Below are 26,390 nucleotides of genomic sequence, written 5' to 3' on the forward strand. Positions count from 1 at the left end.
GTTTGTTATATTACGAACTTAACCGGTATTTTTTATGCTTTTTCTAGTACATTTATTAATTCTTTGAGCTGTGCCCGGATTTTCTTACGATTGATATCCGAATAACCAATTTCGTTAGCAATATGGTAAAGATATTCCTGAAAGTTCTGTACAATCTGTGGATGATTGAAGTCAAAAACCATGCTTGGCAGGGCTGTACGGATAAGCATTGCCTCAGATCCTTCGTTAACAATTATACATACGTTATCATCTGGATCATATTGTATCGGAACAAAGAAATAGTCAGGATGTGTATCCATAATTCTTATAATATTCTGCAGATGCTTTGCATATGAACGGGGCGTGTAATATACAGCTGTCTGTTGTCTTACAACAGGGAAAATAACCGGAACATGGCCAGCTATAACTTCTTCAGCAGTTGCCAGTGGACATATATCAACATTGCGTAAATCATCAAATACAGTGGATAACTGGTAAGAGGTACGCAGATTTACACCAAGGCTGTCAGGATTATTATTAAGAAACTCTGTTATCAGCTCTTCCGGCATGGCTGCTGGAGGAAGACTCAATCCCTTCTGGATATGGTTTACATGGGTGTTTAATATACGGTGGAAACACTCAGAAACATCCTCTGCTGATTCATATATATTCATGGTTGGCCTGCAGTAGGATAAAAATGTTTTGAATTCATTCTCTTTTATTGAAACAACTGCAGGTTCGGTTGTCATAACAGTAAATGAATTATCACTTACCGTTGAAAGACAGTCAGAGTAAACTGCAACATGCGGAGGATAAATTATGCTTATTTTTGAAAACAGATTATCACGCATGCGAGGATAGTAGTAAGATTTCACCCGTCCGGTAATATATGCCGGAACCCAGTAGAAAAACTCTTCAAAAAACTGAGTGGTATTAACAGGAGAAGGGGAAATCTGGCATATAGTATATCCATAATCTATCAATCTGAGCAGAAGCTCCTGTATAGAATTAAGAATTTCCTTATTATCAAATATACTGTAAACATCATCATCAATCCATACATATACTGTACCATGGTCTTCGAGGGTAAGAAGATGGTTGATAAAACTGATAACAGCCTGTTTTTTTCCTTCGGACTTATAAAGAATACTGGTAGCATTGGGAATTACGTCAATGGATTTTATTCCCATAATATTATTAGTGCCCGATGAAGAGATATTTTCATTAAGAATGCCGTCAACCAGTGTATTGGTCTGAGGAAGCTCATCCGCCAGCCACTGGTAAAGCATGTCTGAATATTCAGGCAAAGGTCTGGAATGATTGAATCTGCTATAATCAGATGCAAGAGCCAAAGCCTTTCTTTGATAGCTGAGTTTAATTGAAGCGGCAAAATAGTCCGACATTCGTCTTAAAATTTCCTTATTACGAGGACATTTTCTCTTACCACTGCGATACAGGCTTACAGCAGAATTATCGATGCCAACAGCACCAGCCAGAGTTGTGTTATTAGTGTTTGTTATATCCATCAGAAACTTAAATTTGTCATTAAAAGTCATAAGCTCTCCTTATGCAAATGCGTGAACGCCAGAAATAATAAGCGTTGTAAGTGTGCGTGCCATTTCATCAAGAGTAATACCGTCAGGATCGGTTATCCATTCATAATACGCGGAAACCATTCCGCCAGCGACAAAGCTAGAAATCAGAGGATATTGTTCAGAAGGAACATTCATCTTAATATCCCTGTTTACCAGCTCTTTGAGAAGAGTTTCCTGCAATGCTTTCTGGAGCCTGTTAAAAAGCAGGCTTCCGTTGTCCGAAGCAAAAAGGTCTCTTGCAATATCTGCATCAGACATAATTGTATTAAGAAATGCAAATAAAGTCTGAGGTGAGAACATATTATAATCCTCAGACATAGCACACAAAAGATCTTTAAGAGATGTTATAAGTTCATTAATCCCTTCATCAAGAACATCATTGACAGTTGAATAATATGTGTAAAATGTTTTTCTGTTAATGTCAGCCTGTGCAGCAAGCTCAGTAACTGTTATTGAATTTAGCTTTTTCTTCTGCATAAGCTCAACAAGTGCTTCGTAAATCGCTTTTTTAGTTTTTAGAATTCTGCGGTCAGCTTTAATTTCATGTGCAGAAGTAAAACTGATTTCTTCAGATTTTGCCATAATAAACTCCTATTAATCAGATTATAAAATATATATAAAATTGTTATGAAAATACTATAAAAAATGTATTTTGCAGTTAACTATATTGTACAACATTTGCAAATGATAGTAAACAAAATACGACAAAATGTTACATAAGTGCCAAAAAGAAATTAATTGACCTTTGAAAATATTTGTTAAAAAACATACAATGCTGATTGGAAACATATTGTATGATATTGGAACATTTGTGTATTAACTTGTGATTAAATAGTAATACGCGGATAAATGATTTGACAGCAAGAGGTATCAAATGAGAAAGAAAAATGCATTTATTAATGTAACAGCCAGTATGGGGAGAGGTCTTTTATACGCTTACCTGTATATTATGTTCAGACCTAAGATATGTTATCAGAGCAGAAAAGCTAAAGAGGAAATTGAAAAAGGCGGAGTCATATTTATTGGCAATCATGTGGGACATAATGACGGACAGATGTTTTATATGCTGTTTAAGAACAGTGTCCTTATAATAGCCAAAGACTGGGCTGATAAGAAGATTCTAAAGTGGCTTACAAGCGGTGGTAAGTTTATTTCTGTAGACCGCTTTGGAACAGATATTACATGGATAAGAGGAGCATCGGAGCATCTTCGTGCAGGAGATAATATGATAATTTTCCCAGAAGGACATACTTCTAAGACAGGGGTTATGGATGAATTCAAGCCGGGCTTTGCAATGTTGGCAGTTATGTCAGGTGCAAAAATTGTTCCGGTATATAATGACGGAGAATATCATAAGCTGTTTGGGAAGAGACTTAAGCTGTATGTTGGCGAGCCGATGGAACTTACTAAAGAGGGAAAAGGGCTTAATGCGGAGTATCTCGCAGGTGAGTGTGCGAGGTTCCGGGAGGCTGTGGAGCAGCTCGGAAGGTAGTGACAGGACGGACGGGGCTGCGGCCGGCTGGAAAGCGTGCGGACTGCGGGGGTATGGCGTTTTGAAACGCGCTCCCGCTCGGTCTCGGACGCAGCGATACTAGGCTCATCTGTGTAGGGAGTGCGGGCTGTTGAAAGCAAGCTTTCACCGCCCTCCCTACACACGGATTCGCCAAGTGCCGGCGTCCTCAAACGGTTTCAGAACGCCATACCCCCTCAGTCCTTCGTTCCCACCCGGCTCGCAGCCCCTGTGGTGCGGTCTGGATGCCGGAGGCGGGCAGCAGTAGTGGGGTGAATGACAGACGAACGGGCAGCCAGCCTCCGGCTGGCGACCACGCATTTAGTTAATAAAATTCGGGAAGGTGTCAGTCGTAGGTTCATGGTTTATGGGTTTGTGTGGAAAAAACCGTCTGAGGACGCCGGCACTTAGCGAATACGAGGTGCGAGGACGAAGTCCTCGCACCGAAGCAGGAGCTTAGTGACCGCTGCGTCCGAAGCCGAGCGGGAGCGTGTTTTTAGAGCATAAACCCATAAACCGTAAACCGTCCGTCGTCTGCACACCCCACCCACCGGATTTCATAAAATAAATCAAAAGGAGACAAAACATGAATAATTATTTTTATAACATGGTAGACCCTGATGAAATGGCGACTCTGGAATATATTCCAACTATTCCAAAGTTTCTTGAATTTATTAAGAAGCAATATTCTGATTATCCAGCCATAAGTGACAAGGTTACTACATATACATATGAGGAGCTTGTTTCAAGAGTTGCAAAGAGAGTTACATTTATTAATTCATTAGGGCTTGAGAAGGGCTCTAACATAGCTGTACTTGCAAAGAACGATCTTGATGCAATGGAGCTTTTCCTTGCAATTCCGGCGGCCGGACATGTACTTATTATGCTTCCTAATGCACTTAACGATAAGGCACTTGCAGGAATCAGCATGAAGTTTGACCTTGCCGGTATGTTCGTTGGTAAGGAATTTACGGAGGTTACAGCTAATCTTCCTTGTAAGACATGGTCAAGCACTTCTATTGGTGAGACTGAAAGCACATTTGCAGATGTTGAAAAGGATACTACAGCAGCAATTTTCTTTACAGGTGGAACTACAGGAGCACCTAAGGGTGCAGTTCACAGCCACGGTTCTATTATGAGAGGTTCATTTAACGGAGTATTTGGTCCAGGAAGTATTCTCCATAAGATATATATAGCTATGCTTCCTCTTTCACACATATTTGGGGCAATTATGGGATATATGGCTAAGCTCTACACAGGCTCACTTACATACACATGTACTGATATGAGAGCCGGTATTGGTGATATTCCTGTTGTAAGACCTACAACTCTTGTACTTGTTCCTGGTCTTGTTGAGATTATTCTTAACATTGCCAAGCTTAAGGGAAGAGCATTCTTAGGAGATCTTGAGCTTATCATGTGCGGAGCTGCACCTGTTCCTCCAAGACAGATGGAGGAATGCAGAGAGTTAGGAATTACATTATGTGCAGGTTATGGACTTACAGAGTGTGCTAACCTGACATCAGGCAATTGCGATACAGATAAGAAGCCTGAGTCTATGGGACATATTTATCCAGAACAGCAGGTTAAGGTTGTTGACGGAGAACTCTGGATTAAGGGTGACAATGTAATGAAGGAATATTACAAGGATCCTGAGCATACAGCAGAAGTATTAGAAGACGGATGGTTTAAGACAGGTGACCTTGTTGAGTTTGATGATAATGACTGGATATACATAACAGGTCGTATCAAGAACCTTATTATTCTTCCTAATGGTGAAAATGTATCGCCAGAAGAGATTGAGGAATTATTCTATAAGCAGCCACTTGTAAAGGATTGTCTTGTACAGGAGATGGAAATGAATGGAAACACTGTTATCGGTGTTGAGATTATTCCATATATGCCTGAATTAGATGGTGCATCTGAGGAAGAAATCCAGAACAGATTGCAGGAAACTGTTAATGAGGTTAATAAGGAACTTCCTTCATTCAAGAGAGTGCTTAAGATGAAGGTGAGAACAGAGGATTTTAAGAGATCTGGAGCGATGAAGATATTGAGAAATCAGGTGTAGTGACAGACGGACGGGCAGCCAGCCTCCGGCTGGCGATCCCGCATTTAGTTAATAAAATCCGGGAAGGTGTCAGTCGTAGGTTCACGGTTTATAGGTTTGTGTGGAAAAAACCGTCTGAGGACGCCGGCACTTAGCAAATGCGAGGTGAGAGGACGAAGTCCTCGCACCGAAGCAGGAGCTTAGTGACCGCTGCGTCCGAAGCCGAGCGGGAGCGTGCTTTTTGGAGCATAAACCCATAAACCGTGAACTGTCCGTCGTCTGCACACCCCACCCACCGGATTTCATAAAATAAATCAAAAGGAGATTTTATCATGGTATTTGAGAAATTAAAGGAAATTTTTGGAAGGGTTATGCCACAGTGCGACCCGGCAACTATTAAAATGGACAGTGTTCTTGCAACAGATTTAGGAGTTGATTCTCTTAATATGATGTTACTTGCTATTACTGTTGAGGATGAGTTTAAGATCAGATTCAATTCTGATGCCAAGCTTGAAACTGTTAAAGATATTGTTGATTATGTAGAAGCTAACGCTAAATAAGAGGCGCTTATGAGCAAAGTAAAGACAGGGCTTGTACTGGAAGGCGGGGCTATGAGAGGTATTTTCTCAGCCGGAGTTCTTGATTACATGCTTAAGAAGGACATTTATTATGACTATGTTATAGGTGTGTCTGCGGGGGCAGGTAATGCGGTAAACTATGTTTCCAGACAGGAAGGAAGAACGAAAAAGATAATTACCCATGAAAATGCTGAAAGCTATTATGGAGTCGGACAGCTTTTCGAGAATAAGAAGATTCTTAATCTTGAAATGCTGGTAGCCGAATATGCGCTTAAAGATATTCCTTATGATTTTGATACATTTTTCGCATCTAAGACAGAGTGTGAGAGTGTTGTTGTTAATTGCGAGACTGGAAAGGCTGAGTATAAAGGAAATTTTAAGACGAAAGATGAATTTCTGAAGTGTCAGATGGCAAGCTGCTCTGTGCCATTTATATGCGAACCTGTTGAAATTGACGGTTATCATTATCTGGATGGAAGCATTATTGATTCAATACCGGTTGAGAGAGCAGTTGAGAAAGGGTGCGATAAGATTGTTGTTGTACTTACCAAGCCAGAGGGTTCTAAGCCTACGGATTATTCTAAGATAAAGAAGCTTATCGAGTGGAGTTACAAGAAATACCCAGAGCTTTGTGAGGTTATGGCACACAGAAGGCAGGCTTATGACAGGCAGGATAAGTTCATGAAAAAGCTTGTGGAGGAGGGGAAAGTCTTTGTTATCCGTCCGGAGGAGCAGATGATAAGACACTTTGAGAATAATAATGAAAAACTTCTTCAATGTTATCAGTATGGATATGACACGATGAGAAAACAGTTTAAAGCATTTGAGAAGTTTATGGAGGACAAATCCTCTCCTCGCTAGAGAGACTCGGATTTTCCTGCGGAAAACAAGGAGGATTAATAATGAAGGTTTTAGTAGTAAACGGAAGCCCTAAAGGACCTAAGAGTAATACTATGCAGATGACAAATGCAGTTCTTAAGGGACTTAAGGAGACTAATCCAGAAGCAGAGATTGAGCTTCTTACAGTTAAAGATATGGATATTAAGCCATGTATGGGATGTATGAGCTGTTGGGGAAAGACAGCAGGTCAGTGTGTTATCAATGACGTTATGCAGGATGTTCATGTCAAGTTCATGAACGCTGACGTTATTATATACAGCTTCCCATTGTATTTCTTTGGCATGCCGGGTCCAATGAAAACATTTGTTGACAGAATCATGCCACTTATGGAGACTTACAAGGGCAAGGTAAGAGATATCGGAGATAATGCGTTCCACGAGTTCCGTTATGATATGGGTGATAAGAAGTATTATGTTATATCATCATGCGGATATGGAAGAACATATGAGATATATGACGCACTTATCAAGGAATTTAATTTTATCTATGGCAAGGGCAGATATCAGGCACTTCTTTGTCCACAGAGTGAAATGTTTGCAATTCCACCAATGGTAAACCAGATTAATGAATATCTTAAGAGATATACAGAAATTGGTAAGGTTATGGGAAAAGGTGAGGATATCCCTCAGGATATGATTGACTACGCTTCGCAGCCAATGATTCCACAGAGAGCATTAGAGAAGCTTATGAACAATTACTGGGATGCAGTTACACCAGAGAATCCTCTTCCGGCTCCTAATTTAAGATAAGAGGCAGCTTATGAAAACATACTACATGTTTGGTGACTCACTTATGCGAGGAGTTATGCCGGATGAAGCATGGAATTATCACAGTTCAGATGCAATTGGATTTGAGGCAATGCAGGCACAATATAATATGAAGTTTGTCAATTATGCGATGCCGACATTCACATCAGAGAGAGTAAAAATGTGGCTTACACAGATAATGTCAAATCATCCGGTACCTGATGTGGCATTTCTTGAATGCGGCGGTAACGACTGCGACTATAACTGGAAGTCAATATGTGAGGGCAGATGTGATTATGAACATAGGCACAGAGTTGCCCCACAGGATTTTAAGAAGAATTATGAGAATATGATACATTTGTTACAGGAAAAGGGAGTAGCAGTAACAGCAGTAATTGCACCACCGATTGCTATTGAAGTGTATCTGTCATATCTGCTTAAAAGTGGAGTAGATAAAGATATTATGTCAGAATATGTGAACTCAGTTCAGCAGATGCAGGATGAGTATGCAGAATATGGCGATATAATGAGAGCTGTTGCCAAGGAAAACGGCTGTGAAATATTAAGTCTTCGTGAAAGCTTTCTTGCACTTGGCGATATGAAGGCATATTATAGTAAGGATGGAATGCATCCGAATGAGGCAGGATATGCACTTATTCGTGGTGATTTCGAAAAATATTTTGCATCTGCAGCAGGTATTATATAGAAAGATGAGGAATTATAATGTTTAATCTGCGTTTCAAATGTACTGTTATATCAAGCTGGCACATGGTGCTTCATGCTGTACCTAAGGCTAATAAAATGATTGCCAACAAGAACCGTTATTCAGAAACTGAACGGTTTGTGTATGCCAAGTGGATTATTAATTACATGAGAAAGCATGCCAGAACAAGAACCAGGGTGTATGGCAGAGAAAATATTCCGACGGACAGCAATTACATAATGTATCCTAATCATCAGGGCAAATATGATGCACTGGGAATTATTCTTGCACAGGAAAAGCCGTGTGGTGTCCTCTGGGGGAAGAAGCAGGCTGAAAGACTTATGAGCCGTCAGGTATGTGGTCTTATTGATGCAGTCGTTATTGATCTTGACAATAACCGTGACAAGGTAAGGGCTATTATGGATGTTACCAGACAGGTCAAGTCAGGAAGGAATTTCCTTATATTTCCTGAGGGAGGTTACACTGACAATAAGAATGAACTTCAGGAATTTCAGGCTGGCTGCTTTTCGTGCAGCTTACAGACTAAGACACCTATCGTTCCTATAGCACTTTTTGATTCGTATAAATCCATGAACAGCAATACATTTGAAAGAGTAGATACACAGGTACATTTCTTAAAGCCAATTCTTTATTCAGAGTATGGCGAGCTTAAGAAAAAAGAGGTCGCCAAGCTGGTTAAGAGCAGGATTGAGGAAAGAATGGCTCAGATTAAGGCTGGGAAAATTAATGAAAGCTATGAATTAATTGGATAATAAAAACACAGGCTCAGGGAAATAATATGTTCCCTGAGTTTTTTGACCAAATTCTAAAATATTCGTTTCAATGGTTGACATGTTCTAAGTACATTGATAAAATATTTAAGGTTTACTTAATAATAAGATAGTATAAGGAATAGTATGTTGTTTGGTAATAATAAGAAAAATGCAGAGTATATCGTTGATGTACATTGTCATATAATGCCAGGGATAGATGATGGTTCAAGAGATATAACAGAAACTCTTGAGATGCTTAAGATAGCACAATCAGAGGGAATTACACACATGATTGCTACTCCACATTTTAAAAGTGGGCATCGTAATGCTTCACCGCAGAATGTTAAGGAACTTATTCAATCTGTTGGAAAGGAAGCAGCCGCACAGGGAACAGATATTAAGCTTTACCAGGGCAATGAGATTCTGTTTCATGATGAGATGTGTGAGGAACTTGATAATGGAAGGATAAGCAGAATAAACGGAACTGATTATGTTCTTGTTGAATTCATGCCATCTGATCCATATCAGTATATAAGAAATTCTCTTGATGAGATTATGAGTGAGGGATATCAGCCTGTTATAGCACATGTTGAAAGATATGGATGTATGGTTGATGACATTGAGAATGTCAGGCGACTCAGCCGCATGGGGGTAGAGATTCAGGTTAATGCATCAAGCATTACCGGAGATACAGGTAAAGAAATTAAGAAGTTTGTACATAAGCTATTAAAAGAACAGCTTGTTGATTATGTAGGAACAGATGCCCATCGTTGCGAGGGCAGCAGAACACCTATGATGAAAGAGTGCAGCAGGATGCTTTATAAAAAATATGATGAGGGGTATGTTGACAGTATATTATATGGCAATGCATTTGACAGACTGTTAGCAGATACGAATAATTAAAGGAGAATTAATGATGGAAATTAATAAGAGTACAGATGAGATTGAAATCAATCTTGGAGAAATATTTGCGTTATTGCTTCATAAGGTGTGGATTATAATACTGGCAGCTGTTGTATGCGGTGCAGTAGGATTTCTTTACAGCTATTTTATTATAACACCTCAGTATCAGTCTACAACTAAGGTTTACATCCTTAATAAGCAGAACAGTACATCAGTTACTTATAGTGATGTACAGCTTTCAACAACTCTTTCTAAGGATTATGAACAGCTTGTTACAAGCCGTTATGTTATAGAAGGTGTTATTAAACAGCTTAATCTGGATGAAACTTATGAAAGCCTTGTGGAAAAGGTTTCTGCAACTAATACAGATGATACACGAATAATTGCTATTACAGTAATAAATCCGGATCCTGAGCAGGCTCAGAAGGTTGCTAATGCGGTAAGAGATCTTGCAGCACAGCATATTACACAGGTTATGGATATTGAGGCTGTTAATGTGGTTGATTCAGCTAATCTTCCAACAAGCCCTGTTTCACCATCAGTTCCTAAGTGGACACTGATTGGAGCTGTTATTGGTATTATAATTGCGGTTGCCGTTGTTGTTATACAGCATTTGCTTGATGATTCTATTAAGAGTTCTGAAGATATCGAAAAATATTTAGGTATCAGTACACTTGCACTTATTCCTATGAATCAGGCTGAGGAAGAAACTGCCAGCAGAAGGAGGTCTCCCCGGAAAGGTAAAGAGAAAGTAGTACTTGGCACTGATGATGAGAAGGCAAGAAGTTTTAAATCATCTGATATTAATAAGAACACTAATAACAAGAACAGTAAAAGAAATGCTGATGGCATAGAGTTTATGGAGGACTAGAGATGCAGGAGTTTTCAGTAAAACAGAGCAACCTTGATTTCAGGACCAGAGAAGCTTATAAGATGTTAAGAACTAACATAGAATTCTCTGGTGATAATAATAAGGTAATATTTATAACAAGCAGTACACCAAGTGAGGGAAAGAGTACAGTATCTTTTGAGCTTGCTATGTCTTTTGCACAGAATGGTATGAAGACACTGCTTATTGATGCAGATACAAGAAAGTCAGTTATGAAGAACAGAGGTAAGAAGGGTAAGATTAAATATGGGCTTACTCATTATCTTTCAGGAAAGAATGAACTTAAGGATGTTATATGCGTAAGTGATGTTCCTAATTTCTGCATGATATTTGCAGGACCTGTACCACCTAACCCAAGTGAGCTTGTCGGTAACGACAGATTTGTCAAGATGGTAGAAGAAGCAAGAGCTACATTTGACATGATTATCATTGATACACCACCAATAGGAAGTGTTATCGATGCTGCTGTTATTTCTAAAGTATGTGATGGCGGAATTCTTGTAATCGGAGCAGGTGATATAAGCTATAAGTTTGCAAGAAAGTCTAAGGAACAGCTTGAGATGACAGGGTGCAAGCTTCTTGGCTGTGTACTTAATAAAGTTGATATGACAGGAAATTCTTATTATGGTAAGTACTATGGCAAATATTACGGTAAATATTATGGCAAGTACTATGGACATGAGGATAATAATTAGTTATGGATATGAAGGCGGCACATAAGTAAGATGTGCCGTCCTTTTTAGATTCAAGGAAGAAAGGATGTGTGTATGAAGAAGATATTAAAATATACTGGACTGTTAATAAGTATTATTATGCTTACAGTATCTGTGGTGTTTATAGCTCTTTTAATAAATGTCAGGGTTGTTCCAGTTAAATATTGCATCATTGCTGCAGTGGTGCTTGTTATACTAACGGCAGTAACAGCATTTACACAAAAGTGGTTTGTTCCAGGAATTATTACGAAGATAATTGCCATTATTATGATTGTTGTGCTTATTATGGGAAGCATTTACCTTAATCAGACAAGACATATGATAAACAAGATTACAACAACTCAGGAAGAAAAAATTGTTATGGGTGTGTATGTACTTAACGACGGCGGATATGACAGCGTAGATATGCTTAATAATAAATCCATTGGTATAGGAACAGCTGTGGATCGTGAAAGTACTGATGAGCTTATTAAAAAGATGGGTGCAGGTGGATTTATGGCGGAGTATCCAGAGTATTCTAATATAATGGAGCTGGCAGATGCTTTGCTGCAGGGACAGATTGATGCTGCCATTATGAAAACAAGCAGTATTGAAATGATTGATGAGATGGGAGATTTCACCGGGTTTGCGTCAGATGTGAAGCTTATATATAGTGGTGAATTTACAATTAAAGTGGCAACGACAGAAGAGAATGTTACAGATAATTATCTTTCAAGTGATGATGTTATAAATGTATATATATCAGGAATTGATTCAAGAGGCGGTATTAATGAGGTGAGCCGTAGTGATGTCAATATTATTATGTCTATTAATAAGAAGACACACAATATTCTTATGATTAATACGCCAAGAGATTATTATGTTCCACTTTCTATATCCAATGGTGTCAGGGATAAGCTTACACATGCAGGTGTTTATGGAATTGAGTGTTCCAGAAATACTCTGGAGATGCTTTATGGTATCCAGATTGATTATTATGTAAAAGTTAATTTCAGTGGATTTGAGAAAATAATTGATTCACTCGGAGGTGTTGATGTGACACTTGATTATTCAGCAACTCTTAGTCAGGCTGGAAATCTCACAGTACATAATGGTGTTAATCATTTTAATGGTGAGCAGGCACTTGCATTTGCAAGAGAAAGATACGCATATTCAGATGGGGACAGACAGAGAGGCCGTAACCAGATGATGATAATGGAGGCAGCAATTAAAAAAGCTTGTTCTCCAGCAATTATATCAAATTATACATCTGTATTATCAGAAGTGTCTAAAAATGTAATTACAGATATGAGTTATGACTTTATTGCAGATCTTGCACAGACACAGCTTAATGATATGGCAGCATGGAATATTACACAGATAAGTGTTACGGGAGTTGGAAGTTATTCATCAACAACATATTCAATGCCAGGGTGGTCGTTATACATAATGGTACCTGATGAGGAAAGTGTGGAGAATGCAAGGGAGCAGATAAGAGATAATTATAATTAATATTTTAACGAAAAACATAGAAACTTATATGAAGGTATGATATTATTTTATTATGAAACATACGTGTTAATTGAATAGAGAAAGGAATTGACTATATGAGAATTAAAAGGTTATCAGCGTTATTATTAAGTGCACTTCTTATTACAAGTCCTATTGGATATATGACTGTAAATGGAGACACAATTGACGCAAAAGATTATTCGCAGCAGGTACAGTCTGTGGATTCTGCGTATATAGGAAGTTACATACCAAGTAGTCTTGATAGTGATGCTCCGGTATATGTATCGGATATTGCAGCATATGCACAGAGAAATGTACCATCGGCATACCCAGAGGATGTTTCTTCATATAAGAAGGAACACCCATCAAGAAATCAGAATCCTTATGGAACATGTTGGGCATTCTCGTCTATAGGACTTGAAGAATTTGACCTTATAGCTAAGGGTCAGAGAGATTCTAGTGTTGACCTGAGTGAATTGCAGCTTATACATTTTACATTTAACTCAGTTATTGATCCGCTCGGTGGAACCAAAGGGGATTATTCTAAGTATTATAATAATAATACCAACATGTCATATCTGGAAAAGGGTGGTAACTACGAGTATGCAGTAAAGAGACTCAGCCAGTGGGTAGGAGCTGTCAATGAATCAGATGTTCCATATGCTGATGCCCAGGCAGTATATAATAATGGTCTTGATAACAAATATGCTTATGATTACGATGTGGCACATTTGCAGAATGCATACAGAATTAATGTTAAGGAGCAGCCTGATGTTGTTAAGCAGCAGATCATGGAGCATGGTGCTGTTGGTGCAAGCTATACTCATTATTATGCAGGAGAGAACCACCTTAATAATTCATATTATGATATGCAGGGAATTGTAAGCTCAGGTGGTGGACATGCAGTTATGATTGTGGGTTGGGACGATGATTATTCCAAGGATAATTTTGCGACAACTACAAAGCCTTCAAATAATGGTGCATGGCTTATAAGAAACAGCTGGGGTGATTATTTTGATTATTTCTGGATGTCGTATGAAACTTATTCGCTTGCAGATACTGTTTGGGTATTTGATATGTCAGCAGAGGATGGGCTGGATAATAATTATCAGCTTGATGGCGGGCTGCATACAGCAACAGTAGGATATTATACAGGTGCAGCTAATGTATTTTATGTATCAGAAAAAGAAGGTGTTGCATCTGAAACTCTTAAGTCAGTATCTTTATCTTTTACACAGACAGCAGATGTTGGATATACAATTGATATATATACTGACCTTAAAGATGCCAGCAACCCGATAAGCGGGACTAAGCATGCTGAGGCGAGTACAAGCGGAAGAACAACTTTTGCAGGAATACACACTATTCCTCTGGAGGAAGAAGTGATTCTCAATCCTGGAACTTATTATGCAGTTGTTGTTAATATTGATAAGAAAGCATTTGAAGTTGAATATTCGTATTCAGAGAGCACTAATCCGGGGAAAACTGATGATAAGATGGTCTGGGAAAATGTAGTAAGCTATGATTCTGACTGTGAAGGAAGTTATTATTATAATGGTTATGGCAGATATGGAAAATATTATTATAACTTCTGTATAAAAGCATTTACATCAAATAATGTTGATTTGGGTGATGTATTAGAAGGATATACATTAAGCATGGACGGAAAGATTGATATGAATTTCTACATGAATCTTCCTGATAAACTGGTTAAGGACAGCAGCACGTACATGGAATTTACTATGCCTGATGGAAATGTGTCAAAGGTTATGTTAGCCGATGCAAGAAAGACAACCGATGGTTTGTATGTGTTCTCTTGCGGAATAGCAGCAAAGCAGATGGCTGATAAGGTAAATGCCAGAATCGTAAGTAATGGCGTTAAGGGTGAAGTTCATACATACTCAGTAACAGATTATGCTGAATCTGTAATTAATGCTGCAAGTGGAGTTTATTCTGATAAAGCTGTAAATGCAGTTAAAGCAATGCTTAATTATGGAACAGCTGCACAGCAATATTTTGGATATAACACAGATAATCCTGCCAATTCTATAATGACGGATGATGATAAGAATATGGATATGGTTGGATTCAATACATATACAGGAAAGCTGGTTAATGCAGACAGTGTTTCAGGAATAAGCTATTATGGAAGTTCTCTTGTTCTTGAATCAGATACAATATTAAGGAATTATTTTGAGTTGTCAGACGGATATAGTATTGATAATTATACATTTTATGTGAAAGATAAAGATGGAAACAAGAATATCATTGCTCCACAAAAGACAGATGCTTCATTATATTATATAGATATCAGTAATGTGAAAGCGTATGAGCTTGCTGATAATGTTAATATATACGTTCAGAAGAATGGAGATAGTGAAGATAAAATAATGATGCTTGAGTATGGTGCATATGTTTACGCCAGATATGTCGATAAATATTTAGATAATACAGCACTAAAGAATCTTATGACGGCAATGTATCATTATTGCAATGCTGCTACAGAATATGCAAATATATATTGATATTTTTAATATGTGACTATATAATAATTAGCAAGGCTCATTTTGAAATGTGAGCTGATTAGCGTATTTCAGTTGGGGAAAGTATATTTTAATATGAAGTATTAATACACGACTTGTTATGAAAAGTTAAAAAATAGCGGGGAGGGTAAGACCAATTAACGTATGGTTAATGTAAACAAAACCAAAGAGAGTATTCAGAATGTTTTAATATTTATTACAGATGCAATAGCGCTTATAATGTCTTATTACATGTCTGGTTTTATATGGCTGATGGAAATAAGAAATAATACATTTTCATATGTAATGAAAGTGCTTAATGGCAATATAGTCACAATTATTATAGCTGTATTAATAGCTGCTTTATTCTGTAACATTAAAGGCGATGTACTTAATCGTGGCAAATTTGAAGAACTTGCTTCTGTTATGAAGAAAAGTCTTATTTCATCAGCTGTTATAGCTGTTTATGAACTTTTGAGTAAAACTGCACAGGGTGTTCCAAGAAGTGTGTATGTAATTACATTTTTTATGGGAACAGTGCTTATGTTTTTATTAAGGATGCTTGTCAAGGTATATATGAAGCATCGTAATGGAGGAAAGCGTACCAACAGTATACTTGTTATCACTATTAAAAACAGGGCGGAAGATACACTTTCCAAAGCTGCGGCAAGGAATGACTGGATGCGTCGTATAGATGGTATTGTAATTACTGATGAAGATATGACAGGTCAGTCAATAGAGGGATTTCCTGTAGTTGCTAATGTACATTCAATGATGCGTTATATTAAGAACGAGATTGTTGACGAAGTGTTTATTGATGTGGATTACAAGACCCGCGAAAGTATCAAGCCTATGGTTATGGAACTTGAGGATATGGGAGTAATTGTTAATCTTAAGCTTGAGATTCTTGACAGCTATAAGGATTTTGACAGTAAGCTGGGTTACATAGGAGCAGTTCCTGTCATTACATTTGCTAACAGAATATATGACTGGAAGGGAATGCTTGTTAAGAGATGCATAGATATTCTCGGAGCAATTGTAGGACTTATAGTTATGTTTATTGCAATGATTTTTGTAGGTCCTGCTATTATGATAGAATCGCCAGGTCCAATCTTTTTCAAACAGAAACGTGTTGGAAAGAATGGCCGTTATTTTGAGATATATAAGTTCCGTTCTATGTATATGGATGCTGAAGAACGAAAGAAAGATCTTATGGCACAGAATGAGATGAGTGGTCTTATGTTTAAGATGAAAGATGACCCTCGTATAACTAAGGTTGGCAAGTTCATAAGAAAGACAAGTATTGATGAGCTTCCGCAGTTCATTAATGTTCTTAAGGGAGATATGAGTCTTGTTGGTACAAGACCACCAACGGTAGCAGAGTTTAAGCAATATCAAGGACATCATAAGAGAAGGCTTTCTATGAAACCAGGCATCACAGGAATGTGGCAGGCTTATGGAAGAAAGACGGTTAGCGATTTTGAAGAAATTGTTAAGATGGATCTGAATTATATTGATAACTGGAGCATTATGCTTGATATTAAGATTTTGTTTAAGACAGTTCAGTCAGTATTAACTACTGGTGGACAGTAGAATAATTACCCCCCTGTAGTATCATCAGATACTGCAGGGGGTAATTGTTTTATCTAGACATTATGTACATTAATACTGGATAATTATAGCAGAATTGCACAAAATTCGTTGGCAATATAGAAAATATACATAAAAATTAACCATAATGCTTATTGACGCAAATCGGCGGTTGGGTTAAAATGATAGTAACTTTTGGTATAGGGGACATGCTGTAGTGCAACATGTCGAAAAGAACATGTTATATGCTGTTAGTAACAGGAACTTTACTATGCCTACAATATAATAAGGAGGATTTTATGAAAAAGGGTAAAAGAATTTTAGCCGCTTTTTTAGCAGTGCTGATGGTTGTTGCTATTATGCCATTTACTTCATTTAGTGGTATATTCACAAGCAAGGCAAAGGCTGCAGAGAGTGGCAAGAAGTACACTTTTGAGGGTACTGAACTTGAAGCAGCAGCGGCAGGAAAGTATACAGATGGTCAGGCTGTTACTGCAGGAACTGATGGATATTTTACTTTTTATATGAGTGCAAAAACTAAAATCGACTCAAGTGATAAAACATGGGAAGATGGTTACGCTTGTAAACAGAGAGTAAACTTTGGTGGTAAAGCAGATGTTGCTAATATGAAGAATCTGGTTTCTTTCAAGACATTTAATGCTGCAAAAGTAAAAGTATATTGGGTAGAAGGTGGAACAGACAATCGTCAGATGGCAATCTTTGGTTCTACAGGAGATGTAGTAACTAAGACAGAAGTAACGGCAGCAAAGAATGATCCAGTAGTTTCTACATTAGAATTAGCAGATGCAGGAACATATTACCTTGGGGGTCTTGAGAATAACAATTATATCTTCAAGATTGAAGTTGAGGAGACAGCACCGGTTGAAGAGCCAGTTGTTAAGGAATACGAACTTGATGGTGCTAAGCTTGAGGCGGCAGCAGCAGGAAAGTTTACAGATGGACAGACTGTTGCAGCAGGAACAGATAATGCATTTACATTATATATGAGTGCAAAGACTAAGATTGACTCAAGCAGCAAGACTTGGGATGACGGATTTGCTGGAACACAGAGAATTAACTTTGGCGGTAAGGCTGATATTGCTAATATGAAGAACTTTGTTTCTTTCAAGACAGAAGGAACAGCTAAGGTTAAGATTTACTGGGTAGAAGGTGGAACAGACAATCGTCAGATGGCAATCTTTAATTCTACAGGAGATGTAGTAACTAAGACAGAAGTAACGGCAGCAAAGAATGACCCAGTAGTTTCTACATTAGAATTAGCAGATGCAGGAACATATTATCTTGGAGGACTTGAAAATAACAATTATATCTTCAAGGTAGTTGTTACAGATACAGTTGGTGGTGATGCACCAGTTGTTACAAGAAAAAATTGGTCAGAAGTTGCTGCACCAGTAATTGGAGAAGTGGCTCAGGACGGAGCAAATGTAACTGTTCCATTTACAATGGTTCTTGGTAATGATGGTGCAGATAAAGTAAGCGTTGTTATGACAGATGCTTCAGGTAATACAGAAACAAAGGGATATGCACTTGAAGGTGAAGGCGGAAAGGTTTCATTCTCTCCAGCTTCTTCAGGTGAGTATACATTTACAATCACAGCTTCTAGAGAGAATGAACAGGATAAGACTGGTAATACAGTTAAGCTTAACTTTGCTTATCCACTCTCAGCACCATCTATCAGCAGTGCAACAAGCATGGGTAATGGTACAGTAAGTCTTGTATGGCAGTCAGTTAAGGAAGCTACATCATACAATGTTTATGTTGGCGGAACAAAGGTTGGTTCAACATCTGCTACATCTTATGATGTTACAGGATTAACTGTTGGTACAAAGTATGATTTTGCAGTTGAAGCAGTTAGAGAGACACCAGCTGCTGTATCTGATAAGTCAACAATATCTGCAACAGCAACAGCTGAAGCTAAGCAGGTATGGGGATATATCGTATATGGTAACGGTGCAAGCGAGTCTAATTCAGCATATGAAGGAAACATTAATGAAACTGGTTCAGTTACATTAAGATCTGGAGCAGTAGATGCTAATGGAGTTCTTAATGGAAGCGGTAATAACGGAAAATTAGTTCCAGCATCATTTGATGGTCTTAATTTCTATTATACAGCAGTACCTACATCACTTAACTTTACATTAAGAGCTAAAGTAACTGTAGATCAGTGGAATTTATCAAACGGCCAGGAAGGCTTTGGTCTTATGGCAGCAGACAGACTTGGTGGTTCTGGATGGAACAATTCTTATATGGCTGTAGTTTCTAAGACAGAATATTACTGGAATGAAGAAGCTGGTAAAGTTACTAATGATACAACAGCACTTAAGGTATCTCAGAAGATCGGTATTGCTTCACAGGAGAAGAAGGGGCTTACTAAGGATAACATTGCAGCAATAGAGGCTAATGATACTGAAACAGTAAAACAGTTCCAGAGTGCTATGTATCCTCTTGAGCAGAGATATGCACAGAATGTCAATGTTATTGGTAATGCTGTTAAGCCAGTTGATGCAACAATAGAGAATCCTGTTACTGAGATGTATCTTACAATTCAGAAGAATAACACAGGATATTTTGTGTCATACGAATCAGTAGATGGAACATATTCAACAACTAAGAAGTATTATGACACTGAAACATTATCACAGCTTGATTCTGATAATGTATATGTAGGTTTCTTCACAAGTAGATATGCACAGGCAACATTCTCAGATGTAACATTTACAACAATTAATCCATCTGATGATGCTCCAGCAGAAGAGAAGCCAATTGAAGAATTAGTAACTAATGCAGCATTTAATTCTAAGACTGCAACAGGTTCAAGTGATTATGAATTCAGATTCACAGCTAACTGTGATGGTGTTCTTTCTATCTGGGATAGTGAAGATAACGCAATTGCTACAGATGTAGCTGTTGCAGCTAATACAGTTGTTAAGCCTGCAACAACAACACTTAATGTAGGTAAGAATTCATTTAGATATGTATTTACACCAGATGCTGGCTATATTCCAGAAAAGGATATGGTTATGTCATCATATGAGCCAATTGAAGGCACATTTACTGTAACATACAGAACATATGGCGTTGAAGGACAGTCAATTTATGTAGCACCAGGTAAGTATGGTGTTGGTACTAAGGAAGATCCAATGAGCATCTATGATGCTGTTAAGTATGTACAGCCAGGACAGACTATCGTTGTTATGGAAGGTACATATTACCTTGAGAAGACAGTTAAGGTTGAGAGAGGTGTTAATGGTACAGCAGATAAGCCTATTCAGATGGTAGCTGATACAGAAGCTTCTTCAAGACCAGTATTTGATTTCCAGGGATTATGTGCAGGTATGGTACTTGCAGGTGATTACTGGTACTTCCAGGGATTTGATGTAACTAATTCAGCTAATGCACAGAAGGGTATTCAGCTTTCTGGTAAGTATAATACAATGGATAACATTATGACTTACCACAATGGTAATACAGGTCTTCAGGTTAGCAGATATCTTACAACAGATGAATTTGATATGTGGCCAGCATATAACTTAATTCTTAACTGTACATCATATGGTAACGCCGATGCAGGTTATGAAGATGCTGATGGTTTTGCAGCTAAGTTAACAGTTGGTGATGGTAATGTATTTGATGGTTGTATCTCATACAACAACGCTGATGATGGATGGGATCTTTTTGCTAAGGTTCAGTCAGGTTCAATTGGCGCTGTAACAATTAAGAATTCAGTTGCTTATGGCAATGGTTACCTTGAAGATGGTACAAATGCTGGTAACGGTAATGGATTTAAGCTTGGTGGCGACAGCATGTCAGGCAAGCATGTTCTTGAGAACTGCGTAGCATTTGATAACAAGGCTAAGGGTATTGATTCTAACTCTTGTCCAGATATTAATGTAATTAACTGTACAACATTCAATAATGAGTCTTATAATATTGCTCTTTATACAAATTCAGCTAAGAATACAGATTTCTCAGCAACAGGTGTACTTTCATACAGAACATATATGAAAGATAATGTTGAGCAGTTTAAATTACTTGGAACACAGGACAAGACAAAGGTTGATAACGATACTAACTACTTCTGGAATTATGAAGGAACAGCTAAGAATTCAGCTAAAACTGTAACAGATGACTGGTTTGAATCAGTTGATACAGCAATGGATCATGCAACACATGTATATGCATCACATAAGGTAACAAGAAATGCTGATAACACAATCAACATGAATGGTCTTCTTGTACTTACAGACAAGGCAGCAGCTAATACAGGTGCAAGAATGACAGGTACTCCATCAGCTAAGATTGAAGTTCCTGAGGGAATTAAGGGACATAAGACAATATCTATAACAGGTAAAGATGTTGTTAAAGGTAATACAACAGATGTTGCAGTTATTCAGGGAACATCTACAGATATTGTGTGGACAATTGATGCAGATGCATCTACATTTGATTATATTATGGTTGATGATGTAGTTCTTGATGCTTCTAAGTACACAGTAGTAGCTAATGGTAACACAACAGTTGTTACATTCAAGGCTTCTTACATTAAGAGCTTAAAAGCAGCAGAGCATACATTCAGAGCATGCTTTACAGATGGTTATATTGCAGAGACTAAGCTTGAGGTTCTTCCTAAGACAGGTGATTTCTCTAGAAATATGATAGCTGTATATGCAGGAATTATGCTTATGGCATTACTTGCAGCAGCCGTAGTTCTTTTCGAAAAGAAGAGAAAGAGAGTTTAGTGTAAGCAAATAGTATAATAAAACATATGAATGAGGTCTGGTTATCCAGACCTCATTTTTGTATATAGATATATGATAATTATTGTACAATTATTACAAAGTAATATCTAGTTTTAACGACTTTCAGAAAAACATTTACTAAAAGTGTTATTGACTATTTGTTCTATTAGATGGTACTCTTATTACAGATTTATGAAAAGGAAAAGGAGGCTTTTTTCATGAGAAAAAGAACTAAAAGAATGTTGTCTGTTCTTATGGCAGCTTTAATGGTTGTTAGTATTATGCCGGTTACCGGCTCTAATAACATTGTTGCTAAAGCATCGACAGCAAGTGCAGAGTCTTCTGTTGTGACATGGTCAGCAGCAGATATTCTTGCAGCACAAGAAGGAGACTCAGGATTAGTGTTATGTGGCTCAGGCTGGGCTAATAATAATGCTACAGATGACAAGACATTTGAAGACGGTTTTAGTGCATTAGGAGACAATGCCAAGGCAGGATCTACAAAGGCACAGACAGATGGAAAGACAGCAGCAGGAACAGTACCAGATAATGGATGCTATGTAAAATATACAGCACCTGTTAATGGTGAATTAGCTATTAATACTAAGATAGGAAAGAACAAGACTTTCTATGTAATAGCAGAAGATGGAACTAAGGTAGCAGAAGTAAAAAATGGAACTTCTGGAAGTACATATAATACTGTTAAGGCAGAAGTAGAAGCAGGAAAGACATACTATGCATACCTTGGAGGAGCAACAGCTCAGATTTGGCAGGTATACTTTACACCTGCAGAAGCAGAGTGGTTAGCTGCAGATATATTGGCTTCAACAACATATAATAATGGTTTAACATTATGTGGAACAGGCTGGGCTAATAATAATGCCACAGATGACAAGACATTTGATGATGGGTTCAGTGCATTAGGAGATAATGCTAAGGCAGGATCAGCAAAGGCACAGACTAATGGAAAGAATTCAGCAGGAACAGTACCAGATAGTGGTTGTTATATAAAGTATACAGCAGCAGCTAATGGAGAGTTAGCAATTGATACTAAGATAGGAAAGGGCAAGACTTTCTATATAGTAGCGGAAGATGGAACTAAGGCAGCAGAGGTGAAAAATTCCACAGATGCAAGTACATATAATACTGTTAAAGCAAAGGTAGAAGCTGGCAAGACATATTATGCATACCTTGGAGGAGCAACAGCTCAGATCTGGAAAGTATATTATTCACAGTTAAATAAGAAGACTGTAGTTGACTGGGAATCAGTAGCAAAGCCAGTTATCAGTAAAGTAGAAGCAGGCTCAGATGGTTTTACTGTTACTGTTGAAGGAATTGTGGATGAGTATAATGGGGCTGAAGATATTGTGGTAACAATGCTTCATAATGATGGACAGGCTGGAGAAGCTGTTATAAAGAGATCAGAAGGAACAGCAACAGTTAATTTTACAGCTCATGAAAGTGGTGATTATACATTTGTAGCAACAGCACAGAGATTAGGTTGTGCAGATAAAGCTTCAGATGTTTATGAAGTAAAAGATTTCATACTCGGTGTTAAGATGCCAACTATTACATGGGCTGAAAACAAGGGTAATGGAGAAGTATATCTTGATTGGGTTAATATAAGCGATGCAAAGGATTATACTTTAACATATAAGGTTAAAGGTTCTGATGAAAGCACAGCAGTTAAGATTGATGGAATCACAGAAGGTGATTATACAGTTAAGAATTTAACAGTTGGAAGTACATATGAATTCAGTGTTGTTGCAAATAGAGCAGATGGATATTGTTCAGCTGTTTCAGAAAAAGAGTTATCAGTAACTGCAGATGCACAGAAGAACTGGTATGTGTCAACTGTTGGTTCAGCTCAGGAGACTAAGGCAACTATCACAGAAGCTGATGGTAATGCACAGGTTATAAATATTGCTAATGGTGATACAGCATCTAAGAAAGTTGCTACAGTTGAAGCAAAAGATATTACTAATACAACAGGAAGTATGGAAATTCAGGCTAAGGCTTCAGGAAAGATTTCTGATGATGAAGATGGATTCTCATATTACTACACTAAGGTTAATCCAGAGAAAGAGAACTTTGAATTAACTGCAACATTTACAGTAACAGATGCATCTCTTACCCCTGATAATCAGACAGGTTTTGGTGTTGTAGTTGCAGATACATTAGGTGTTAATAACTGGGGTACACCAAGTTATGTACACAAATATTTTAACTACTTCTCATCAATGATGTACAGCTCTAAGATTAATGCACCAACAATGCGTTATATCACAGGTTATACATCAGCAGATACATCTAACAAAGATGGTGTAGACAGAGTTAATAATAATGTTAAGTTTAACCAGTTAACAGGAACAGATATGTTCAAGGTTGGAGCTGAGTATACATTTACAGTAAGAAAGACTGATGATGGATACGAAGCAGTTGCAACAACAGAGAATGGAACACAGACACAGAAGCTTACAGCTAATGATTTTACATCAGTACAGGAAGATGGAACAGTAGTTGTAGGTGTTATGGTAGCAAGAAAGATTGGTGTTAAGATTACTGATATCAAGTTTACTACATCAGAAAGTAAGGGACTTGCAACATCTGAGGTCGTAGAAGACAAGGTAACACCATCAATCAGAGTATATTCTTCTAACACATGTGGAGCAGGTGAGTATGAATACACGGTAGTTCCTAATTGTGCAGGAACTTTAAAGGTAACAGGAAGTGCTGACGGTAAGGCTATTTCTAAGGAAGTAACAGCTGATGAGGTTGTAAGAATTCCAGTTGCAGTTAATGTTGGAAGCAATACTATTAAGGCAGAATTTGAACCAGCAGCGGCAGCTAATATTACATCAACTACAACAGTAACAAGTGAAACAAATGTTACTCGTAAGGTATATGGTGAGGCTGGACAGACAATTATTGTAACTCCAGATGGTAAGACAACTGGTGACGGAACTGAAGAAAGTCCATTAGATATTAATACAGCAGTTTCATATGCACAGCCAGGACAGACTATTCTTATGAAGAATGGTGTATATGATAAATGGATTACAATTAACAGAAGTGTATGCGGAACAGCAGATAAGCCAATTAATCTTGTTGCAGAATCAATCTCAACAGATGGAACTGATGGTGTTGTATTGTCAGGCGCAGGTCTTACAGTAATCGGAAGTTATTGGCATGTATATGGTTTATATGTAAAGGATTCATCAGGGGTAGGTATTCAGGTAAGCGGTAACTATAATACAATAGATATGTGTACAGTAAATCATGCGGCAAACAGCGGTATTCAGATAAGCAGAAATGGTGGAGCTGATAACTATGCAGGAATTCAGGGTAAGTTATGGCCAACAGGAAATCTTATCAAGAACTGTGAGTCATTTGATAACTGTGATGCAGGAAGAAATGATGCAGATGGATTTGCAGCAAAATTAACATGTGGTGAAGGCAACAGATTCTATGGTTGTATATCACATAACAATATTGATGATGGCTGGGATCTCTATGCTAAGTCAGTATCTGGTACAATTGGTTCAGTTACAATTGAAAATTGTGTAGCATACAACAATGGATGGCTTACAACAGATGATGTAACTGCTGCAGGTTATAACTATGGTGAAGGTAACGGATTTAAGTTAGGTGGAGGATATCTTAAGGGAGGACATAAGCTTATTAACTGTGTTTCATTTGGAAATCATGCAAAGGGAATAACAAGTAACAGCTGTCCTGATATCTCTATTACAAGATGTACAGCTTATAACAATGGTAATGCAGATTCATATAGCATAGGTCTTAATACAATGGATTCTATGCTTAAGGAGTGGAAGGTTAGCGGCCTTATATCTATGTCTAAGGCAGATTTAACTGCTAAGGCAGACCTTATTCCATTCTCACAGCACGGAGATGATAACTACATTTATAATGGCTCAGAATCATACAATAATCTTGGTCAGAAGGCTACAGATGAGTGGTTCGAAAGTGTAGATACAACAATCAGACCATCAAGAAATGCAGACGGAACAATTGATATGCATAATCTCTTAGTTATTAAGAGCGGTGTATTAAGCGATAATGTTGGTGCAAGACTTGATACAACAAGTGAAGAAGCAATAAGCGTTAAGCCACAGGCTGGCGAAGTTGTATCTCATGTATTTGAGTGGACAACAACTAAGGAAGCAACATGTACAGAAAAGGGTGAAAAGCATGGAATATGTACAGTATGTGGACATGAAGAAACAAGAGAAATCGAAGCCCTTGGACATGAATTTGCCAACGAGTTCACAGTAGATAAGGAAGCCACTACTACCGAAGAAGGCTCTAAGTCACAGCACTGCTTACATGCAGGTTGTACAGAGAAGACTAATGTAACAGTTATTCCTAAGCTAACAGCAGGCAGTGAAGAGGTTAATCCAACACCTTCAACACCTGATAATAAGGATGATGCAAATGTTCCATCAACAGGAACAGATACAACAGTTAAAGAGCCTACTGCTGAGACAGGAGACACAATGCATGCAGTACCATTTGCATTGGCAATGATTATCTCAGCAGGAGTAGTTGTGATGGTTGTTTCATCAAAGAAGAAAGTTGTAAAATAATAATTGAATAAATAATAATGGCGGCTGATAGATTTTCATATCAGCCGCCAATTTTTATTGTGTAAAGATAGTGATTAATAT

At 37.9% G+C, this 26,390-nt stretch carries 17 protein-coding genes; 15 read left to right on the plus strand and 2 right to left on the minus strand.

Features of this window, described 5'->3' with window-relative positions:
- Window positions 1-32: 32 nt before the first annotated feature.
- Both GKE48_RS05860 and GKE48_RS05865 read right to left on the minus strand, forming a co-directional pair.
- Window positions 33-1,535 carry a hypothetical protein gene (locus GKE48_RS05860; RefSeq protein ID WP_154300641.1) on the minus strand — a complete coding sequence of 501 codons (1,503 nt, stop codon included), beginning with the start codon at window positions 1,533-1,535 and terminating at the stop codon, window positions 33-35.
- Window positions 1,536-1,544: 9 nt separating this feature from the next.
- Entirely contained in the window at window positions 1,545-2,156 is a 612-nt protein-coding gene (locus tag GKE48_RS05865; RefSeq protein WP_118009408.1) for a TetR/AcrR family transcriptional regulator, read from the minus strand.
- A 292-nt stretch (window positions 2,157-2,448) separates the two neighbouring features.
- Here GKE48_RS05865 and GKE48_RS05870 point away from each other — a divergent pair, with 292 nt between their 5' ends.
- The 15 genes from GKE48_RS05870 (at window position 2,449) to GKE48_RS05940 (ending at window position 26,309) form a co-directional block, all read left to right on the plus strand.
- On the plus strand, window positions 2,449-3,066 hold the full coding sequence (locus tag GKE48_RS05870) for a lysophospholipid acyltransferase family protein (RefSeq protein WP_022097172.1): 618 nt from the start codon (window positions 2,449-2,451) through the stop codon (window positions 3,064-3,066).
- Window positions 3,067-3,670: 604 nt separating this feature from the next.
- The gene (locus GKE48_RS05875) at window positions 3,671-5,155 is read left to right on the plus strand and encodes a class I adenylate-forming enzyme family protein (RefSeq protein ID WP_243138452.1); all 1,485 of its coding nucleotides are present in this window, start codon (window positions 3,671-3,673) and stop codon (window positions 5,153-5,155) included.
- 311 nt (window positions 5,156-5,466) lie between these two features.
- On the plus strand, window positions 5,467-5,694 hold the full coding sequence (locus GKE48_RS05880) for a phosphopantetheine-binding protein (protein WP_022097592.1): 228 nt from the start codon (window positions 5,467-5,469) through the stop codon (window positions 5,692-5,694).
- Window positions 5,695-5,703: 9 nt separating this feature from the next.
- The gene (locus GKE48_RS05885; protein ID WP_055214130.1) at window positions 5,704-6,573 is read left to right on the plus strand and encodes a patatin-like phospholipase family protein; all 870 of its coding nucleotides are present in this window, start codon (window positions 5,704-5,706) and stop codon (window positions 6,571-6,573) included.
- 41 nt (window positions 6,574-6,614) lie between these two features.
- Window positions 6,615-7,361, plus strand: a complete 747-nt coding sequence (locus GKE48_RS05890; RefSeq protein WP_154300642.1) for a flavodoxin family protein — start codon at window positions 6,615-6,617, stop codon at window positions 7,359-7,361.
- A gap of 10 nt (window positions 7,362-7,371) precedes the next feature.
- On the plus strand, window positions 7,372-8,064 hold the full coding sequence (locus GKE48_RS05895) for an SGNH/GDSL hydrolase family protein (protein ID WP_154300643.1): 693 nt from the start codon (window positions 7,372-7,374) through the stop codon (window positions 8,062-8,064).
- A gap of 17 nt (window positions 8,065-8,081) precedes the next feature.
- On the plus strand, window positions 8,082-8,834 hold the full coding sequence (locus GKE48_RS05900; protein ID WP_243138453.1) for a lysophospholipid acyltransferase family protein: 753 nt from the start codon (window positions 8,082-8,084) through the stop codon (window positions 8,832-8,834).
- A 144-nt stretch (window positions 8,835-8,978) separates the two neighbouring features.
- Complete coding sequence (locus tag GKE48_RS05905) at window positions 8,979-9,737, plus strand: CpsB/CapC family capsule biosynthesis tyrosine phosphatase (RefSeq protein WP_154300644.1); 759 nt, start codon at window positions 8,979-8,981, stop codon at window positions 9,735-9,737.
- A gap of 10 nt (window positions 9,738-9,747) precedes the next feature.
- Window positions 9,748-10,608 carry a YveK family protein gene (locus GKE48_RS05910; RefSeq protein ID WP_154300645.1) on the plus strand — a complete coding sequence of 287 codons (861 nt, stop codon included), beginning with the start codon at window positions 9,748-9,750 and terminating at the stop codon, window positions 10,606-10,608.
- Window positions 10,609-10,610: 2 nt separating this feature from the next.
- On the plus strand, window positions 10,611-11,321 hold the full coding sequence (locus GKE48_RS05915) for a polysaccharide biosynthesis tyrosine autokinase (RefSeq protein ID WP_022097585.1): 711 nt from the start codon (window positions 10,611-10,613) through the stop codon (window positions 11,319-11,321).
- A gap of 72 nt (window positions 11,322-11,393) precedes the next feature.
- Complete coding sequence (locus GKE48_RS05920) at window positions 11,394-12,830, plus strand: LCP family protein (RefSeq protein ID WP_154300646.1); 1,437 nt, start codon at window positions 11,394-11,396, stop codon at window positions 12,828-12,830.
- Window positions 12,831-12,925: 95 nt separating this feature from the next.
- On the plus strand, window positions 12,926-15,355 hold the full coding sequence (locus GKE48_RS05925; RefSeq protein WP_055214120.1) for a C1 family peptidase: 2,430 nt from the start codon (window positions 12,926-12,928) through the stop codon (window positions 15,353-15,355).
- A 162-nt stretch (window positions 15,356-15,517) separates the two neighbouring features.
- Window positions 15,518-16,945: a sugar transferase gene (locus GKE48_RS05930; RefSeq protein ID WP_055214118.1), complete on the plus strand. Its 1,428-nt coding sequence runs from the start codon at window positions 15,518-15,520 to the stop codon at window positions 16,943-16,945.
- A gap of 296 nt (window positions 16,946-17,241) precedes the next feature.
- Window positions 17,242-21,702: a right-handed parallel beta-helix repeat-containing protein gene (locus GKE48_RS05935; RefSeq protein ID WP_173016893.1), complete on the plus strand. Its 4,461-nt coding sequence runs from the start codon at window positions 17,242-17,244 to the stop codon at window positions 21,700-21,702.
- 218 nt (window positions 21,703-21,920) lie between these two features.
- Window positions 21,921-26,309 carry a hypothetical protein gene (locus GKE48_RS05940; protein WP_154300648.1) on the plus strand — a complete coding sequence of 1,463 codons (4,389 nt, stop codon included), beginning with the start codon at window positions 21,921-21,923 and terminating at the stop codon, window positions 26,307-26,309.
- Window positions 26,310-26,390 lie beyond the last annotated feature (81 nt).

The sequence above is a fragment of the Lachnospira eligens genome, assembly GCF_009680455.1.
GTDB classification, from domain to species: domain Bacteria; phylum Bacillota; class Clostridia; order Lachnospirales; family Lachnospiraceae; genus Lachnospira; species Lachnospira eligens_A.